The 13,533-nt window shown below is 65.2% G+C and carries 13 protein-coding genes; 6 read left to right on the forward strand and 7 right to left on the reverse strand.

Translation table 11 applies throughout. From position 1 onward, the window contains the following. The 3 genes from phnD to CTP10_RS07015 all read right to left on the reverse strand — a co-directional run bounded on the left by phnD (position 1) and on the right by CTP10_RS07015 (position 2,622). Entirely contained in the window at positions 1-990 is a 990-nt protein-coding gene (phnD, locus tag CTP10_RS07005) for a phosphonate ABC transporter substrate-binding protein (protein ID WP_116323295.1), read from the reverse strand. A gap of 55 nt (positions 991-1,045) precedes the next feature. Then, on the reverse strand, positions 1,046-1,894 hold the full coding sequence (gene phnC, locus CTP10_RS07010; RefSeq protein WP_116323294.1) for a phosphonate ABC transporter ATP-binding protein: 849 nt from the start codon (positions 1,892-1,894) through the stop codon (positions 1,046-1,048). 77 nt (positions 1,895-1,971) lie between these two features. Next, on the reverse strand, positions 1,972-2,622 hold the full coding sequence (locus tag CTP10_RS07015; RefSeq protein WP_116323293.1) for a DUF1345 domain-containing protein: 651 nt from the start codon (positions 2,620-2,622) through the stop codon (positions 1,972-1,974). Positions 2,623-2,978: 356 nt separating this feature from the next. Here CTP10_RS07015 and CTP10_RS07020 point away from each other — a divergent pair, with 356 nt between their 5' ends. The 3 genes from CTP10_RS07020 to CTP10_RS07030 all read left to right on the forward strand — a co-directional run bounded on the left by CTP10_RS07020 (position 2,979) and on the right by CTP10_RS07030 (position 5,652). Further along, positions 2,979-3,200 (forward strand): hypothetical protein, encoded by a 222-nt coding sequence (locus CTP10_RS07020; protein ID WP_116323292.1) that lies wholly within the window; start codon positions 2,979-2,981, stop codon positions 3,198-3,200. 237 nt (positions 3,201-3,437) lie between these two features. Then, complete coding sequence (locus tag CTP10_RS07025) at positions 3,438-4,397, forward strand: tripartite tricarboxylate transporter substrate-binding protein (RefSeq protein ID WP_233528426.1); 960 nt, start codon at positions 3,438-3,440, stop codon at positions 4,395-4,397. Positions 4,398-4,686: 289 nt separating this feature from the next. Beyond that, a complete protein-coding gene (locus CTP10_RS07030; protein ID WP_116323291.1) occupies positions 4,687-5,652 on the forward strand; it encodes a Bug family tripartite tricarboxylate transporter substrate binding protein in 966 nt (321 codons plus the stop codon). A 152-nt stretch (positions 5,653-5,804) separates the two neighbouring features. Here CTP10_RS07030 and CTP10_RS07035 read toward each other — a convergent pair whose 3' ends face one another. The 3 genes from CTP10_RS07035 to CTP10_RS07045 form a co-directional block, all read right to left on the reverse strand. Further along, positions 5,805-6,608 (reverse strand): hypothetical protein, encoded by an 804-nt coding sequence (locus tag CTP10_RS07035; RefSeq protein ID WP_116323290.1) that lies wholly within the window; start codon positions 6,606-6,608, stop codon positions 5,805-5,807. 174 nt (positions 6,609-6,782) lie between these two features. Further along, the gene (locus CTP10_RS07040; protein WP_116323289.1) at positions 6,783-8,006 is read right to left on the reverse strand and encodes a polyhydroxyalkanoate depolymerase; all 1,224 of its coding nucleotides are present in this window, start codon (positions 8,004-8,006) and stop codon (positions 6,783-6,785) included. Between the two features lie 639 nt (positions 8,007-8,645). Then, positions 8,646-9,575 carry a LysR family transcriptional regulator gene (locus tag CTP10_RS07045; protein WP_116323288.1) on the reverse strand — a complete coding sequence of 310 codons (930 nt, stop codon included), beginning with the start codon at positions 9,573-9,575 and terminating at the stop codon, positions 8,646-8,648. A gap of 145 nt (positions 9,576-9,720) precedes the next feature. Here CTP10_RS07045 and CTP10_RS07050 point away from each other — a divergent pair, with 145 nt between their 5' ends. Genes CTP10_RS07050 through CTP10_RS07060 form a run of 3 tightly spaced genes read left to right on the forward strand, consistent with a single transcriptional unit; the run spans position 9,721 to position 12,375 of the window. Next, entirely contained in the window at positions 9,721-10,254 is a 534-nt protein-coding gene (locus CTP10_RS07050; protein WP_116323287.1) for a thiamine pyrophosphate-binding protein, read from the forward strand. 4 nt (positions 10,255-10,258) lie between these two features. Then, positions 10,259-10,864 (forward strand): thiamine pyrophosphate-dependent enzyme, encoded by a 606-nt coding sequence (locus CTP10_RS07055; RefSeq protein ID WP_116323286.1) that lies wholly within the window; start codon positions 10,259-10,261, stop codon positions 10,862-10,864. Positions 10,865-10,908: 44 nt separating this feature from the next. After that, the gene (locus CTP10_RS07060) at positions 10,909-12,375 is read left to right on the forward strand and encodes an aldehyde dehydrogenase (protein ID WP_116323285.1); all 1,467 of its coding nucleotides are present in this window, start codon (positions 10,909-10,911) and stop codon (positions 12,373-12,375) included. An 87-nt stretch (positions 12,376-12,462) separates the two neighbouring features. Here the strand turns inward: CTP10_RS07060 and CTP10_RS07065 are convergent, their stop codons facing one another. After that, positions 12,463-13,389, reverse strand: a complete 927-nt coding sequence (locus CTP10_RS07065; RefSeq protein WP_116323284.1) for a LysR family transcriptional regulator — start codon at positions 13,387-13,389, stop codon at positions 12,463-12,465. Positions 13,390-13,533 lie beyond the last annotated feature (144 nt).

Genomic DNA, 13,533 nt, shown 5'->3' on the forward strand with positions numbered 1-13,533 from the left:
TTATTGCGCGCTGGTCGCGGCAGCGGCCTTGTCCAGCTCGGCCAGGCGGCGCGAGACGTCGGCGAGGCGCTTGTCCTTGTCGGCGGCGGCCAGCGTGGTGTCGGTCTCGATCTTGGCCTTCTCGCGCGCCAGTTCGATCTGGCGGATCGGCACCAGCTGCGCGTCGCTGGAGGTGCGGAAGCCCTGGTAGGTCAGCGTGGCCAGCACCTGCTTTTCGCGCGCGGCGTCGGTACCTTTGCCATAGTTGACGAAGAAGGTCTGGATCTTCTTCTTCAGCTCGGGCGACAGGTCCTTGCGGTAGACCATCGGATCGGCCGGGATCAGCGGCGACTTCCACAGCACGCGTACCTGGTCATAGGGATTCTTGCCCGTGTTGATGCGGTAGCGCTCCATGTTCTCGGTGTTGTTCACCGCCACGTCAACTTGCTTGTTCAGCACCGACAGCAGGTTGGCTTCGTGGTTGCCGATGCGCACCGCCTTGAACAGCGTTTTCGGCTCGACCTTGTTGGCGGTCCACAGGTAGAAGCCCGGCACCGCGGTACCGGAGGTAGAGTTGGGATCGCCGGCGCCGTAGCTCAGCTCCTTGCCGCGCTTGATCACGTCCTCGACGCTCTTGATGTCGCTGTCTTTGTTGACGATCAGCAGCGACCAGTAGCCCGGGTTGCCGTCCTTGTCGATCACCGAGGCGAACACTTCGCCGTTGGCGCGGTCCACCGCTTCCATCGCGGACTTGTTGCCGAACCAGGCGATCTGGACCTTGTTGAAGCGCATGCCTTCGATGATGCCGGCATAGTCCGAGGCGAAGAACGGCTTGACCGTCACGCCCAGCGTCTTGCTGAGATCGTCGATCAGCGGCTGCCAGGCGCTTTTCAGGTTCGAGGACGATTCCGTCGAGATAAAGCCGATGCTCAGGCTCTTGGCGTCCTGGGCGAAGGCGGGCAGGGCGACCAGGCCAGAAGCGACGACGGCGACAAAGGTTCTGCGAAGCATGGATAACTCCGATTGGGAAGCTTGGGGGGAGAAGACTGCGTGGGCGGGGCGGCGCTCAGGCCGCCGCCAGGTTCATCGTGACCATCGCGGGCGCGGGCATTGCCGGGGCGGTTTCGTCCGCATCCGTTGCGGCATCGTGCAGCAGCTCGTCGGCCTCGGTGCCGTACAGGTCGCGCAGCATGGCCGGCGTCAGCGCCGCCGAGGGGCCGTCATAGACCACCTTGCCGTGGCGCAGCGCCACCACGCGCGGGCAGTAGCGCATGGCCACGTCCACCTGGTGCAGCGATACCACCACCGCCACCTTGCGCGTGCGGTTGATCTGCGTGAGCAGCGACATCACGCGGCGCGACGATTCCGGGTCGAGCGAGGCAATCGGCTCGTCGGCCAGGATCACGCGCGCGTTCTGCACCAGCGTGCGCGCGATGGCCGCGCGTTGCTGCTGGCCGCCCGACAGCGTCGAGGCGCGCTGAAACGCATAGTCGTCTATACCAACCTGGGCAAGCGCATCGAGGCCGGCGCGTAGTTCATCGGCCTTGAAGATACGGAACAGGCTGCGCCATTTGGGGATGCGGGCCAGCATGCCGACCAGCACATTGGTGATCACCGGCAGCCGGCCCACCAGGTTGAACTGCTGGAAGACGAAGCCGATCTCGCCGCGCACCTGGCGCACGTTGCGGGCCAGGCGGCCATTGCGCTGCACCGGGCGGCCGTTGACCAGGATCTCGCCGGCATCGGCGGTGACGAAGCCGGCCATATGGCGCAGCAGCGTCGACTTGCCCGATCCCGAGGCACCCAGCAGTGCAACCATTTCGCCGGGGGCAACGCGCAGCGTGACCTCGTCAAGCGCCTTGCGGTCCGCGCGGAACGATTTGGAGAGCCCGCGGACTTCAATTGTGTGGGTCATGACGACTCCGTGGCTTGAATGACGTCACGGATTCTGGCGGGCGTATATGTCAGACAGATGAAGATGGACGTCCCGTGCTACAAGCCGCCGAGCGCGTTCACGGTGAACGCCAGGATTCCCATGTTGAACAGGAACGCGGCCATGCAGTGCGCCAGCGCCACCTTGCGCATATGCGCGCCGTGGATAGTGATGTCCGACGTCTGGAACGTCATGCCCAGCGTGAAACTGAAATACAGGAAGTCCCAGTAGCTGGGCTCCCGCACGCCGGGCACCTCCAGCCCGCGCCGGTCGCCGGTGGGAGACTGCAGGTAGAAGAGATGCGCATAGTGCAGCGTGAAGACGGTATTGGCGAAGAGCCAGGACAGGATCAGCGTGGCGACGATCAGCGCGACATCCATCCAGTGTGGCGTCTCCGGGCGCGCGACCAGCGTGCCGATCGATACCAGGATGACCATCGACAGCAGCACGGTGATGGCCAGCAGCGCGGGCCGGTTGGCGTCGTTGAGCTCTGCGGTGCGCCGCATCGCGGCGGCATCGGCACGCAACAGCGGCAGTGCTGCGCCAAGGAAGACCAGGGCGGCGATATCGAAGCCGATCAGCAGCGCGATGCGCAGCTGCGCGCCGAGCGCTGCCGCGGCGCCGGTCGCGACGATCAGGATGGCGCCGCACACCAGGAAGCGCGGCGGCGCGAGGCGTTTGCCGATGGCAATGGAAGAAGGTGTGTGCATGGCTGGAGCTGGTGTCCGTAATCAGGCCTTGACTGCCGGCGATCAAGCCGCGGGCGCGGCGGGAAATCGCATACCGACCAATCGGTCGCACATAGCCCTTGCGTCGCCATGTTGCGCCGCGACGCGCGAGCGCCGGCTGGCAGGGCAATGTGAGGATATGCAGCGGTCAGCCATTCCGCATCTGGTATTGAACAGTCCCGGCTGACCGACTAAGATGGACTTTCGCGGCGCAAACGGTAAGCGCCGCCAGCCAGTCCCTCGCCCCGGCAACGACGTCTGCACCACCAGACCGGCTTCCGGCGGCGTTAGCGCAGTCCCGTTGCAAGACACTACCCCTGTTTGCCGAGGAGACGCCTGTGCTGAGTCATCACGAGTTTGCCACCCTGGTCCTTGTCAACGACAGCATCGACCCGCCCGAACTGGAACGAACCGACGTGGAAGCGCTGCTCGCGCACCAGCTGATTACGCTGGAACGGGTCGGGCCCAGCGTCAGCCGGCCGCAGGTCACGCTCCAGGGTTACCGTTTCCTCAAGGCGCTTGGGCGCATCCGGGCGAAAGAGCCTCGCGCCTGCCAGTGACGCCCTGCCATGCGCGGCTTGCCGCCGCGGCATGCTTGCCAGTCCCCCGATGTCCGCCGTGCATTCGGTTTTGCCATATGGCCCTTTCGGGAAATCCGGATAGCCAGCCGTAGCCTTGTCCTGCAATCTGGCGGCCGATCGATAACAGACCGGCGCGCAGGTGCCGGCAGCATGGAGACGGCAACGATGGCGACGCAAGCAATGCAGGTACAGGGCAAGGGCAAGGGTTGGCAATGGATGGTGGTCGGAGCGCTTGGCCTGGCGTTCGCCGGCGGGGTGCAGGCTGCGGATGCCTATCCGTCCAAGCCGATCACGCTGGTGGTGCCGTTCTCGGCAGGCGGGCCCACCGATGTCGTGTCGCGCGCACTCGGCCAGGCGATGTCCAAAGACCTGGGCCAGAGCGTGGTGGTGGAAAACCGCCTGGGCGCTGGCGGGACCGTCGGGGCGGCGTTCGTGGCGCGCGCGCAGCCGGATGGCTACACCATCCTGATCCATCACAACGGCATGGCCACCGCGCCGGCGCTGTACAAGAAGCTGTCGTACAGCCCGCTGAAGGATTTTGAATATATCGGACAGGTTGCCGATGTGCCGATGACGCTGCTCGGCCGCAAGGACCTGCCGCCGGCCAATGCGGCCGAACTGGTGAAGTACGTGTCGCAGAACAAGGACAAGGTGTCGCTGGCGAATGCCGGCCTCGGCGCCGTGTCGCAACTGTGCGGCCTGTTGTTCGAGGAAGCGTTGCACGTCAAGATGACCGCTGTCCCGTACCAGGGGACGGGGCCCGCGATGACGGCCCTGCTGGGCGGCCAGGTCGACCTGCTGTGCGACCAGACCACCTCCACGTTGCCGCATATCAACGCCAACCGCGTCAAGCTGTATGGCGTGACGACCCCCAATCGCATCAAGGCGCTGCCCAATGCGCCGACGCTGCAGGAGGGCGGATTGAAGGGCTTTTCCATGAAGGTCTGGCATGGTGTCTACGCGCCCAAGGGCACGCCGCCGGCCGTGGTGGCGCGGCTGAACAAGGCATTGCAGCAGGCACTGAAGGATCCGGTGGTCGCCAAGCGCCTCGATGACCTGGGCGCCGAGATCGTGCCCGCCGACAAGCAGACGCCGGAGGGGCTGAAGACCTGGCTCAAGGCCGAAAGCGACAAGTGGCAGCCGCTGCTGAAGACGATGAAGATCGAGGCCGACTGAGTCGGAGGCCGACTGAGCGCGCCCGGCCTCGGCCAGCGCACGCAGGCAACCAGCATGCCGCACGGCGAAAGCCGTGCGGCATGCTTGCATTTGCGGCCTGCCGAGGCCATGTTTGCGCCCACGGACCCATTACGGGTAAACACGGCAGTACAAGCCCCAGGCATGCCGGCGCGTGATGGCAGCAGCGGAATTTTCTATTTCACCATCCGAAAGCTAGCTCGCTACCATCGTCTCAACGGGTGCCGCCATGCCGCGACACGCCTGACCATAACTACCCGTGGAAGAGACAATGAAACGCTTGCTTGCCCAAGTGGGGATCGGTGCGCTCGTCGTATCCGGTGCGCCTGCCGATGCCGCTTATCCTGACCACCCCGTGCGCATGGTCGTCGGCTTTGCCGCCGGCGGCAGCACCGATGTCGTGGCGCGGCTGGTTGCCAACAAGCTTGGCGCGCTGCTCGGCCAGCCGATCGTGGTCGAGAACAAGGCCGGCGCCGGTGGCACCATCGCGACCGAGGCCGTGGCCAAGAGCCCGGCGGACGGCTACACGCTGCTGTTCGGCACCAGCTCGCATGCCATCAATGCCACGCTGTACAAGAAGCTGCCCTACGACTCGGTCAATGACCTGGTGCCGGTCTCCGTGGTCGCGGCCGTGCCGATGGTGCTGGCGGTGAACCCGTCGGTGAAGGCCAATACCGCGAAGGAGCTGGTCGAGGACATCAGGAAGAACCCCGGCAAATACAGCTACGGCTCGGCGGGCAAGGGCAGCGCGGTCCATATGGCGGTCGAGCTGCTGCAGTACCAGGAGCACCTCAGCCTCACCCACGTGCCGTTCCGCGGTGCAAGCCAGGCGATCCAGTCAGTGATCTCGGGCGATGTGCAGTTCATCACCGATGGCGTGTCTACCGCCGCGCCGATGATCCAGTCGGGCCGGCTCAAGGCACTGGCGGTGACCACGTCGACGCGCTCCAGCGTGCTGCCGAACGTGCCAACGATGAAGGAGGCCGGCTATGGCAACTACGAGACGTCGCTGTGGAACATGGTGATGGTGCCGCGCGGCACGCCCGCCCCTGTCATCCACAAGATCAGCACAGCCTTGCAGGCGACCGTCAAGGATCCGGAGGTGCGCCAGCGTATGGAAAAGATCGGCGTGCAGCCGATCACCGATTCCACGCCGGACAAGGCGGCGAAATTCGTCCAGGCGGAAACGCGCCGCTGGGCCGAGGTGATCAAGGCGGCGAATATCGAACTCGACTGACGGGGGGTAATGTCGGGCGTCCACCGAAGCCGGGGCAGGTTCCGGTTGGCGTGAGGCGATAGCCTTCTATCGCATGCCAGCCGCGCACGACCAGCGGTGCATGGCAGGCGGGAGCGGACAAAGCGATTCAATCGCCAAAGGGCAGCTTGATTCTAGGCCGCAGCAGTTCCTTCCTCCACGATGCGGCGCCGTTTCAGCCGAAGCACGACGCCATAGACGGCCAGCGCTGCGATGACGTGCTTGAGGGTGTGTCCGCTGACCAGTCCCGTCAGCGCAGCGATCTGGTGGTCCAGTACATCGCAAACCAGTGCCAGCACATAGCAGCCGGTGATGGCCAGCACGTCCCGGTCGCCCGTGTAGCGCGGTGCATAGAGGCAGAGCAGCAGCGGTACCACCAGAATGGCGCAGGCCTGGACCAGGAGGTAAGGGCGCAGGTCGCCGCTGCCGCGGGCTTCGCTCCATGCCCAGTAGCCGACGCTGGCCGGCCCCACGATCAGCAGCAGCGGCAGCAGCCGCAAGCCGGCCTTCAGGCTGGCGCGCTCGCACACGTTGGCGCCCAGCCAGGCCATCAGCGCGAGTGCCAGCGGAGCGCGGTCCCACACCAGCCGCTGGTTGTCCGGTGCCAGGTGGTAATAGCCCGAGCCCAGGCCCACGAGGAATACGGCCAGAAAAAGCACCCGGTAAGGCCAGGCTTCGGCCGGAGCGATAAACGCGCGGCTGGCAGCGGTGACGCCCAGATAGCGCAGGCCGGCCGCGCCCGCGAGCAGGAACAGCAGGTTCGAGCCGATGTCGAGGCAATGGGGCGTGCCGAAGCAGACGTAGGGGTCGGCAAAACGATGATATTGCGGCGGCTGCGCGATGCGCGGCACCAGCCAGGCCCCGGCGGCCATGGCCGCCACCAGCAACCAGACCCCGGCGGCCCTGGCGGCAGGGCGGGCTTGCCGGCAGGCGCGCATGATGGCTCTCTTCAGCTCGTTGGCATCCGTGACTGCAATGCAGGTTACGACGGTAGCACGATCTGGGCGCGACAAGATTCAATCGCCGCCGCGCACTGGCCGTTCGTGCCGAGGGACGTAGTGATTGCTACATCGCCGGTCCGTGTAGCCGCGCTTGCCGATGAAACATCGCGCTCAGTCCGTGCACTGCTGGATGAACTGCGTAATGGCCGGCAGGATGGATTGCCGGAAGCCCTGGCCGGCGAACGTCCCATAGTGGCCCACGCCGTCAACGACCAGGTGTGCGCGCCTGTCGGCGGCAAGGCCTGGGCAGAGTGCGTGGGCCGCTTCGGTCTGGCCCCGGCCGGTGATGTCATCCTCGCCGCCTTCGATGGTCAGCAGCGAAACATTCGTGATTGCCTCGGGGTGGACACGGCGCTGGCCGATTTCCATGCAGCCGCGGCACAGGTGATGCTCAAGGAAGACCTTCTGGATGGTTTCCAGATAGTACTCGGCCGGCACGTCAAGCACGGCGTTGTACTCGTCATAGAACTGGCGATGCCTGGCGGCTTCGTGCTGCCTGCCATCGACCAGGTGGCAGTAATAGTCAAGGTGAGCACCAGCGTGGCGTGCGACGTTCATCGAGATAAAGCCCGCAAGCTGCAGGAAGCCGGGATAGACCCGGCGCCCCCGTCCGGGGTAGCTGTCGGGTACCCGTTCGATGACATTCGACTCGAACCATGACAACGGATATTTCTGCGCGAACTGGTCGACCGCAGTCGGGCTGACGCGGGTGTCGATCGGCGCGGCGATAAGCGTCATGGAGCGGGGCTGGGCGTGCTCGTTGTCCTCGGCCATCTGCGCGACCGCACAGAGCAGCGGGACGCCCGGCTGGCATACCGCTACCACATGCGTGCCGGCGCCGAGGTATCGCATGAACTGCTTGAGGTAGTCGACATAGCTGCCAAGGTCGAAGTCGCCGGCGTGAAGTGGGACCAGGCGCGCATCGGCCCAGTCGGTGATGTAGACATCATGCTCGGCCAGCAATGCTTCGACCGTCGGGCGCAGCAGCGTGGCGTAGTGGCCCGAGAGCGGCGCCACCAGCAGCACACGGGGACCGGGGCTCGGCATGTCCTTCCTGAAATGCAGCAGCCGGCAGAAGGGCGCCTCAATCAGCACGGTCTCGGTGACAGCCACCCGTTGCCCACACGCGATGACGTGGTCGATGGCGAAGCCAGGTTTCCCGTAGGACTTGGTCAGACGCGTGAATAAATCAAGCGCGGCGCCGGCCTCGCGCATCCCTGGCACCCACGCGAGGGACTCGCCCCAGAAACCGACTGCACGCTGGCCTGCCTCGATCATGGCCCCGAGCGGCCCGACCGACTGCAGCGTGAGTTCACGCAGAGCATAGAGCGCCATGGCAATCCCCGTCTTCTGAAAAAATGGTTGCTGCATTGTTCCGAGGCCGGGAGCTGCAAACCGCGCGTGGCCTCTTGCTGGCGCGATGCCGCGATCGCTTCAGCGCACAGGGTGCGCCGGACAGCGGCAGGACCGACTTCGTTCAAGGTGGACGGGCGGGCGGCAGGCTTGTAACGCGGCTCGGCCGGAGGGAGGTGGGCAGTGCGCCGCGAGGTGCCGCGCACGGCCAAGGTGTCGTCGATGCCGAATTGCCTGGGCGCGGGTAGCGTGCGCCTTGCCGGGACGGCTGGTCCGGCAGCTGCGGCCGGATGCAAGCGCACGGCTCAGGCCGCACGCGAATCGATTGGAATGCTGCATGACGTCCCCACGACTCAGGGCTACCGGCATTGCGTCGCAATACCGGTGCAACAACATGCATTTAAGTTACGCGATTTACATTCAGTAACATATTCGATCTAACCCTACTGCAACGCCTTGCATGCTTTTTCTCGGGGAAAGTGACTCGGGTGACATCGCTTGTTCGCAACTCGGATTCAAGGGTTCTCGCGAAGTGATGCTTGAATTCCAATGCGCTGCTGCAGCTAGCGCTGGCTGCCGTGCAATTTGTAAATCTTTGCAAACAGGGGGCCTGTTGCTGGGTCAGTCACTGATCCACGTTGCCCCCGGCCAGGCGCCATCGAGCACCAGCCGCTTCATCAGCGCGACCAGTTCCGCGGCAGCGAAACTGGTCGCGGGCGTCAGCCGCCGTGTGGCGGCGTGGGCCAGCACGATGCGCCGGGCGAGGTTCGGCGAGACGACCGGCGCGCCCGCAAGGACGCCATCCTCCATCTCTCCCGAAACCGCCGAACTCGGCAGCACGGTAAAACCGAAGCCCTTCGCCACGAGGTTCTTCTGCACCGCCAGCGAGTTGGTTTCGACGGCGATGGTCGGGCTGAACCCCGCCACTGCGCACGCATGCTCCACCACGCTGCGCAGCCCGTGCGGGGCATTGGGCAGGATCAGGGGCAGGTCGCGCAGGCGCTCGACGGTCTCGTCCTCGCCGGGCGACAGGCTGCCGGCCGGTCCGATCAGGTAAAGCTGTTCATCGAGCAGCGGCTCCACCTGCAGGCCGGGGGACGCCTTGGTGTCGTAGAGCAGGGCGACCTCGACGTCGCCAGCCTCCAGCCACTGCAGCAGGTTGCCCGCATAGCCCACGTTGAGGCGTATTCCGAGTTGCGGGTGCCTGGCCTTGACGGTCGCGACCAGTTCGGCCGCAAGCAGCTCGCAAGTGCTGGGAAGCAGCCCGATCACCGCGGTGCCTGAAATCGCGCCTGCCGCCGGCTTGATTTCCGCACGGGCCCGGTCGAGTTCCTGCAGCGCCCGGCGTCCGTATTCGACCAGGGTGCGGCCCGCGTCGGTCAGGACCATGCCATGGCGCTCGCGCTCGAACAGCTCGACGCCCAGTTCTTCCTCAAGCAGGCGCACATGCCGCGACACGGCAGGCTGCACGATGCGCAGCAACTCGGCCGCCTTGGTGGCGCTGCCGGTCTCGGCGATGGCTAACAGGGCGCGCAGTTGCTTGATGTCCATGCGTCGGGGAGTGGCTGGTTGGCATGCAGGTTTGTGATTGCAGGCATCAATTTATTGTATTTCATGGCGCCAGCTAATCAACTCTATGATAGCAAACGTTCCCGCCGCAGTTCTCCATGTCGCAATTCTCTATCCATGTCCCGCTATGACTACTCCCCACGCTGACCCCCTTGCCTGGCAGGAAGACATCTTCCAGGCCCTCAAGCAAAACGACATTCGCCAGGTGGCCTACGTGCCGGATGCCGGCCACTCGCATGTGATCCGGCGCGCCAGGGCCGATCCTGATATCCGTGACGTGGTGCTGACCACCGAGGAAGAAGGTGTTGGCGTCGTCAGCGGCGCCTGGCTGGGCGGCCAGCGCGCCGTGCTGCTGATGCAGAGCAGCGGAGTCGGCAACTGCGTGAACATGTTCTCGCTGCTGGGAAGCTGCCAGTTCCCGTTCTTCACGCTGGTCACCATGCGCGGCGAGTACGCCGAGTTCAATCCCTGGCAAAACCCGATGGGCCTGGCTACCCAGCAGGCGCTGGAGCTGATGGGGATCACCGTCTACCGCGTGAACTCGCCGGAAGACGCCGCCGAGCTGGTCGACGCCGGCCTGGCCTCTGCCTTCGACGCTGGCAACCGCGTTGCCGTTCTCCTGTCCCAGAGCCTGATCGGCCGCAAAAAGTGGATGCGCTAAACCCATGACTACCTCGACCTCCAAGCACGCCCATCCCGGCCTTGACCGCCGCAAGTTCGTCGCCGAACTGCTCAAGCAATTTCCTGACGCCCTCGTCGTCACCGGCCTCGGCTCGCCTTCGTACGACGTGTTTGCCGCCGGCGACCGCCCTGGCAACTTCTACCTGTGGGGGGCGATGGGCGGCTCCACCTCGCTGGCGCTGGGCCTGGCCATCGCGCAGCCGGAAAAGACGGTGATCGCCATCACCGGCGACGGCGAGCAGCTGATGGGCATCGGCAGCCTGGCTACGGCCGCGGCGCAAGGGCAGAAGAACCTGAATATCATCATCCTGGACAACGGCCACTTCGGCGAGACCGGCATGCAGCAGAGCCACACCAGCCTGGGTACCAACCTGGCCCAGGTGGCGAAGGCCGTCGGTGTGCCGACCACGCTGGAAATCACGGATATCGAGCAAGTGGAACAGCTCGCACACCAGATCAGGAAGGCCGACGGCATGACCGTGGCGCAGGTCTATATCTCGACGGACGAGCCGCAGCGCGCACTGCCGCCGCGCGATGGCACTTACGTCAAGAACCGCTTTCGCCAGCATCTCGGCTTCGCACCGTTCTAGCCTGCCTACCCGAACCAGAATTCGAACCCGGACCGCATCGCGCCATGAAGCAGTATCAAATGTTCATCGACGGGGCCTTCGTCAATGCCGACGACGGCCGCTGGTTTGAAACCCAGAATCCCTATACCGGCAAAGCCTGGGCCGAAGTGGCCCGCGGCACCGCAGCGGATGCCGACCATGCCGTCCAGGCGGCCGACCGGGCGTTCCGCGCCGGCCCGTGGCCGGAGATGACAGCGACGCAGCGTGGCGCCTTGCTGCGCAAGCTCGGCGACCTGATCGCGCGCGACGCCGAGCGGCTGGCCGAGTTCGAAGTGCAGGACAACGGCAAGCTGCTGGCGGAGATGAGTGCCCAGCTGAAATACCTGCCGCAGTGGTTCTACTACTTCGGGGGGCTGGCCGACAAGGTCGAGGGCTCGGTCATCCCGCTCGACAAGCAGGGCTACTTCAACTACACGCGGCGCGAACCGCTGGGCGTGGTGGCGGCCATCACGCCGTGGAACTCGCCGCTGATGCTGCTGGCGTGGAAGATCGCGCCCGCGCTGGCGGCGGGCTGCACGGTGGTGGTGAAGCCGTCGGAATTCACCTCCGTGTCGACACTGGAGCTGGCGCTGCTGTTCGAGGAAGCCGGCTTCCCCGCGGGGGTGTTCAACGTGGTGACCGGGTTTGGCGCCGAAGTTGGCTCGCCGCTGGTGACGCATCCGCTGGTCAGGAAGGTCACCTTCACGGGATCCGATGCCACCGGGCGCGTCATCAACCAGCAATGCGCGGCGCAGTTCAAGCACGTCAGCCTTGAGCTGGGGGGCAAGTCGCCGAACATCGTCTTCAGCGATGCAAAGCTGGACGATGCCGTCAACGGCGCCGTCTCGGGCATCTTCGCCGCGAGCGGCCAGACCTGCATCGCGGGTTCCCGGCTGCTGCTGCAGGAAGATATCCACGACGTCTTTGTCGAGAAACTGCTGGCGCTGGCGCGGACCGCCAGGCTCGGCAACCCGATGAATGCCACCACGCAGGTGGGGCCGATCACCACGCCCGCGCAGTACGACAAGGTGCTCTCGTATATCAAGATCGCGCAGGAAGAGGGCGCGGAGCTTCTGCTCGGTGGCAAGCCCGCATCCTGCCAGGGATGGTTTGTCGAACCGACCATCTTCGCCGGCGTTTCCTCCGCCATGCGCATCGCCCGGGAGGAGGTCTTCGGGCCGGTCCTGTCGATCCTGAAGTTCCGCGACGAAGACGATGCCATCGCGATCGCCAACGACAGTTGCTACGGGCTGGGTGCCGGCGTATGGACGTCCGATATCGGCCGCGCTTTCCGCATGTCCGAGCGGATCCAGGCGGGGACGGTGTGGGTGAACACCTATCGCGCAGTCAGCTTCATGTCGCCGTTCGGTGGCTACAAGGACTCGGGCCTCGGCCGGGAAAACGGCAGCGCCGCCATCGACTCGTACCTGCAGACCAAGAGTGTGTGGATCAACACGGGGGCGGCCACCGGCAATCCTTTCACCATCCGCTAATTCGCGTCTTGCCGAAGCCTCCTCGCCTGCAGGCGGGGAGAGTGCCTTGCCTCGGCAGTTGCGCAGTCTGCAAACTGCGCTCGCGGGTCACCGTGAAAGCGCGTCTTCCGGGCTCCCGCCCGCGGCCTGCGCCACTTCGATCAGCTCATCGATCAGCGCCTTCGCGCAGCCGGGCAGGCCGTCCAGTTCCCGCACGATCACCGCGCGCTCGCGAACCGCCCACGCTTCCGGCAGTTCGATGATGTCGATCTTCATCGTCTGCCGATGGCGCAACGCTGCCGACAATGGCACCACGCCGATCCCCACCCCGGCCTCGATCATCCTGCACATCGCCTCGAAGCTGCGGATCTGGATGCGGATCTGCAGCTTGCGCCGTTGGTCGCGCACGAGTTCGGTCAGGAAGGCATGCAGCGTGCTCCCTTCATGCAGGCTGACGTGCTCGTAGTCGAGCGTGTCGTCGAAGGTGACGTTTTCCTTCCGCGTGAGCGGATGCCCTATCGGCGTGGCCAGCACCAGCTTGTCGGTACTGAAGTGGATGACCTCCAGCCCATCCGGGTTCAGCGGCCCGGAAATGATGCCGAGATCCGCGCTGCCATCCAGCACGCCGCGAATGATGTCGCGCGTCAGGCGCTCCTGCAGGTCGACAGTGACCGCCGGGCGTTCGGCCATGAAGCGCGCCAGCACCTCGGGCATGAATTCGGTGACGGCCGTGGTGTTCGCAAAGATGCGGATATGGCCGACGGAGTCTTTCGAATACTCCTCGAACTCGCTCCGGACATGCTCGAACTGCCGTTCGATCACGCGGGTATGCCGCAACAGGCGCTCGCCGGCTGGAGTCAGCGCCAGGCCCTTGCTTTCCCGGTAGAAGAGGCGGGTGCCGAGCTGGTCTTCCAGCGCCTTGAGCCGGGCGCTGGCGGCGGCTGGCGACAGAAATGCCTTTCTCGCCCCGCGCGACAGGTTTTCCTCTTCGGCGATGCGGGCAAACAGCCTGAGGTCGGCAAAATCGAAATGCATGGGGGCTCCTTGGCCGTAACTCTATCAAGGCACTTCAGGTGGCGCAAACCGCGGCTGGCCGTTGTGCGGCGGTGCTTTCGGCCCGAGCGAACGGCTGCTTCGAGAAAACGAGATTTACCGCGCCGGCCCGTGCTGCGAGACTTG

This window comes from Cupriavidus sp. P-10 (assembly GCF_003402535.2).
In the GTDB taxonomy this organism is placed as follows: Bacteria; Pseudomonadota; Gammaproteobacteria; order Burkholderiales; family Burkholderiaceae; genus Cupriavidus.